This is a genomic window from Flavobacterium plurextorum (genome assembly GCF_002217395.1).
In the GTDB taxonomy this organism is placed as follows: Bacteria; Bacteroidota; Bacteroidia; order Flavobacteriales; family Flavobacteriaceae; genus Flavobacterium; species Flavobacterium plurextorum.
On sequence record NZ_MUHD01000037.1, the window covers coordinates 1 to 5,038 of the forward strand.

The 5,038-nt window shown below is 47.4% G+C and carries 2 tRNA genes and 2 rRNA genes; all 4 read right to left on the minus strand.

Annotated elements, in window-relative coordinates:
- Window positions 1-111 precede the first annotated feature (111 nt).
- Window positions 112-2,995, minus strand: a 23S ribosomal RNA gene (locus tag B0A81_RS18720).
- A 137-nt stretch (window positions 2,996-3,132) separates the two neighbouring features.
- Window positions 3,133-3,206 (minus strand) — tRNA-Ala (locus tag B0A81_RS18725).
- A 99-nt stretch (window positions 3,207-3,305) separates the two neighbouring features.
- Window positions 3,306-3,379: transfer RNA gene (locus B0A81_RS18730), tRNA-Ile, on the minus strand.
- Window positions 3,380-3,505: 126 nt separating this feature from the next.
- Window positions 3,506-5,019: ribosomal RNA gene (locus B0A81_RS18735) — 16S ribosomal RNA — on the minus strand.
- The 16S and 23S rRNA genes sit together here with 2 tRNA genes alongside, the layout of an rRNA operon.
- Window positions 5,020-5,038: the final 19 nt, after the last annotated feature.

The following is a 5,038-nucleotide window of genomic DNA, read 5'->3' on the forward strand; positions in this document are numbered from 1 at the left end:
ATTATGAACAATTGATAATTAAAAAAAATATCTTAACATACTGAGATAAAGAAAAGTACTTTTATTTACTATTTTAGAAAGTTTCTTCCCCGCCGAAGCGGGGAAAAGGGTGTACATAAGCTTACGGATTATTAGTACTACTCGACTATGACATTACTGCCTTTACATCTATAGCCTATCAACGTGGTCATCTTCCACGATCCTTAAAAGAAATCTCATCTTGTGGTGGGTTTCGCGCTTATATGCTTTCAGCGCTTATCCCTTCCCAACGTAGCTACTCTGCGGTGCCCCTGGCGGGACAACAGATACACTAGAGGTTAGTCCAATTCGGTCCTCTCGTACTAGAATCAGATCCACTCAAATTTCTTGCGCCCACAGTAGATAGAGACCGAACTGTCTCACGACGTTCTGAACCCAGCTCGCGTGCCACTTTAATGGGCGAACAGCCCAACCCTTGGGACCTTCTCCAGCCCCAGGATGTGACGAGCCGACATCGAGGTGCCAAACCCCCCCGTCGATATGAGCTCTTGGGGGAGATCAGCCTGTTATCCCCGGCGTACCTTTTATCCTTTGAGCGATGGCCCTTCCATGCGGAACCACCGGATCACTATGCTCTACTTTCGTACCTGATCGACCTGTATGTCTCTCAGTCAAGCTCCCTTATGCCATTGCACTCTACGCACGGTTACCAAGCGTACTGAGGGAACCTTTAGAAGCCTCCGTTACTCTTTTGGAGGCGACCACCCCAGTCAAACTACCCACCAAGCAATGTCCCCCACAACGCGGGGTTAGGCCTCAGATAAACAAAGGGTTGTATTTCAACAATGACTCCACAACGCCTGGCGACGCCGCTTCATAGTCTCCAACCTATCCTACACATCATTTATCCAAGGTCAATACTAAGCTATAGTAAAGGTGCACAGGGTCTTTTCGTCCCACTGCGGGTAAACGGCATCTTCACCGTTACTACAATTTCACCGAGCTCATGGCTGAGACAGTGTCCAGATCGTTACACCATTCGTGCAGGTCGGAACTTACCCGACAAGGAATTTCGCTACCTTAGGACCGTTATAGTTACGGCCGCCGTTTACTGGGGCTTCAATTCAATGCTTCTCCGAAGATAACATCTCCTCTTAACCTTCCAGCACCGGGCAGGTGTCAGGCCCTATACTTCATCTTACGATTTTGCAGAGCCCTGTGTTTTTGATAAACAGTCGCCTGGACCTCTTCACTGCGGCCAGCATTGCTGCTGGCGACCTTTCTCCCGAAGTTACAGGTCTATTTTGCCTAATTCCTTAGCCATGAATCTCTCGAGCACCTTAGGATTCTCTCCTCAACTACCTGTGTCGGTTTACGGTACTGGTACTAATTACCTGAAGTTTAGAGGTTTTTCTTGGAAGCCCTTAGGCGCACTATCTCTTTGTCCGAAGACTCCGAGTACTATCGTATTTCACCATTCTCTACGGATTTGCCTATAGAGAATATAGCTAGGTACTTCAACGAACTATTCCGTCAGTTCGCGGCGCTTTCATCACTCCGTCACCCCATCACAGTAATTAGTAGTACGGGAATATTAACCCGTTAGCCATCGACTGTCCCTTTCGGGTTCGCCTTAGGACCAGACTAACCCACAGCTGATTAGCATAGCTGTGGAAACCTTAGTTTTTCGGTGTGCGGGTTTCTCGCCCGCATTATCGTTACTTATGCCTACATTTTCTTTTCTAACCAGTCCAGCATACCTTACGATACACCTTCAACCCTGTTAGAATGCTCCCCTACCACTTAGAGTAAACTCTAAATCCATAGCTTCGGTAATATGCTTATGCCCGATTATTATCCATGCTCGTCCGCTCGACTAGTGAGCTGTTACGCACTCTTTAAATGAATGGCTGCTTCCAAGCCAACATCCTAGCTGTCTGGGCAGACAAACCTCGTTCTTTCAACTTAGCATATATTTGGGGACCTTAGCTGATGGTCTGGGTTCTTTCCCTCTCGGACTTGGACCTTAGCACCCAAGCCCTCACTGTTAGTGAACATTATATAGCATTCGGAGTTTGTCAGGAATTGGTAGGCGGTGAAGCCCCCGCATCCAATCAGTAGCTCTACCTCTATATAACTTTATAACTAACGCTGCACCTAAATGCATTTCGGGGAGTACGAGCTATTTCCGAGTTTGATTGGCCTTTCACCCCTACCCACAGGTCATCCGAAGACTTTTCAACGTCAACCGGTTCGGTCCTCCACTGTGTGTTACCACAGCTTCAACCTGCCCATGGGTAGATCACACGGTTTCGCGTCTAACACTACTGACTAAAGCGCCCTATTCAGACTCGCTTTCGCTACGGATCCGTGACTTAATCACTTAACCTTGCCAGCAACGTTAACTCGTAGGCTCATTATGCAAAAGGCACGCCGTCACCCCACGAAAGGGCTCCGACCGCTTGTAAGCGTATGGTTTCAGGATCTATTTCACTCCGTTATTCACGGTTCTTTTCACCTTTCCCTCACGGTACTGGTTCACTATCGGTCTCTCAGGAGTATTTAGCCTTAGCGGATGGTCCCGCCAAATTCAGACAGGGTTTCACGTGCCCCGCCCTACTCAGGATACCACTATCTATTACATTTATTACCCATACGAGGCTATCACTCTCTATGGCCCGACTTTCCAGTCAGTTCTGGTTCTGCATGCATAAAATGTCGTGGTCCTACAACCCCAACATTGCCGTAACAACATTGGTTTGGGCTAATCCGCGTTCGCTCGCCACTACTTACGGAATCACTTTTGTTTTCTTCTCCTCCGCCTACTTAGATGTTTCAGTTCAGCGGGTTTGCCCACCTATCGGTGTACTATGTCTTCAACATAGTGGGTTGCCCCATTCAGGTATCTGCGGATCAATCGGTGTGTGCCCGTCCCCGCAGCTTTTCGCAGCTTATCACGCCTTTCATCGCCTCTGAGAGCCTAGGCATCCCCCATACGCCCTTATTTTGCTTATTGTACCAATCATAAAATTAATTATGACCGTTTTTTTTTGTCTTTTGCTATTCGTATTACTACTATAACAAAAAACGCTTTCTACTTTTTATTATTTTCTTATCTCAATATGTCAATGAACTTTTGTCCTTTCGGACCAGTGGAGAATAACGGAGTCGAACCGTTGACCTCCTGCGTGCAAGGCAGGCGCTCTAGCCAGCTGAGCTAATCCCCCATTTTAATTAAAAATCAAAAATCGTGAATTAAAAATTATGAACTTTTTGATTCTTAATCTTTCAACTTCTAAAATTTCCTTGTAATTAAGTTAAAAGAGTAGTCCCGGGCAGACTCGAACTGCCGACCCCTACATTATCAGTGTAGTACTCTAACCAGCTGAGCTACGAGACTCTGTTTTACTTAATTTTCATTTTTTTTTAAATTAACAGCAAGAGTAATACAATCTCCAATTCAGAATCCTATAAATAATCATCTTGTTTCCTCAACGTGTGCAAGCACTAACATTTGAGGCTCTAGAAAGGAGGTGTTCCAGCCGCACCTTCCGGTACGGCTACCTTGTTACGACTTAGCCCTAGTTACCAGTTTTACCCTAGGCAGCTCCTTGCGGTCACCGACTTCAGGCACCCCCAGCTTCCATGGCTTGACGGGCGGTGTGTACAAGGCCCGGGAACGTATTCACCGGATCATGGCTGATATCCGATTACTAGCGATTCCAGCTTCACGGAGTCGAGTTGCAGACTCCGATCCGAACTGTGACCGGTTTTATAGATTCGCTCCTGGTCGCCCAGTGGCTGCTCTCTGTACCGGCCATTGTAGCACGTGTGTAGCCCAAGGCGTAAGGGCCGTGATGATTTGACGTCATCCCCACCTTCCTCACAGTTTGCACTGGCAGTCTTGTTAGAGTTCCCGACATGACTCGCTGGCAACTAACAACAGGGGTTGCGCTCGTTATAGGACTTAACCTGACACCTCACGGCACGAGCTGACGACAACCATGCAGCACCTTGTAAATTGTCTTGCGAAAGATCTGTTTCCAAACCGGTCAATCTACATTTAAGCCTTGGTAAGGTTCCTCGCGTATCATCGAATTAAACCACATGCTCCACCGCTTGTGCGGGCCCCCGTCAATTCCTTTGAGTTTCATTCTTGCGAACGTACTCCCCAGGTGGGATACTTATCACTTTCGCTTAGCCACTGAGATTGCTCCCAACAGCTAGTATCCATCGTTTACGGCGTGGACTACCAGGGTATCTAATCCTGTTCGCTCCCCACGCTTTCGTCCATCAGCGTCAATCAATTAGTAGTAACCTGCCTTCGCAATTGGTATTCCATGTAATCTCTAAGCATTTCACCGCTACACTACATATTCTAGTTACTTCCTAATAATTCAAGTTCAGCAGTATCAATGGCCGTTCCACCGTTGAGCGATGGGCTTTCACCACTGACTTACTAAACCGCCTACGGACCCTTTAAACCCAATGATTCCGGATAACGCTTGGATCCTCCGTATTACCGCGGCTGCTGGCACGGAGTTAGCCGATCCTTATTCTTACGATACCGTCAAGCTGCTTCACGAAGCAGTGTTTCTTCTCGTACAAAAGCAGTTTACAATCCATAGGACCGTCATCCTGCACGCGGCATGGCTGGATCAGGCTTGCGCCCATTGTCCAATATTCCTCACTGCTGCCTCCCGTAGGAGTCTGGTCCGTGTCTCAGTACCAGTGTGGGGGATCTCCCTCTCAGGACCCCTACCCATCGTTGCCTTGGTAAGCCGTTACCTTACCAACTAGCTAATGGGACGCATGCTCATCTTTTACCGTTGTGACTTTAATAGTACTACCATGCGGTAGAGCTATACTATGAGGTATTAATCCAAATTTCTCTGGGCTATCCCTCTGTAAAAGGTAGATTGCATACGCGTTACGCACCCGTGCGCCGGTCTCTATATCCGAAGACATATACCCCTCGACTTGCATGTGTTAAGCCTGCCGCTAGCGTTCATCCTGAGCCAGGATCAAACTCTTCATCGTATATTTTAATATTATATTG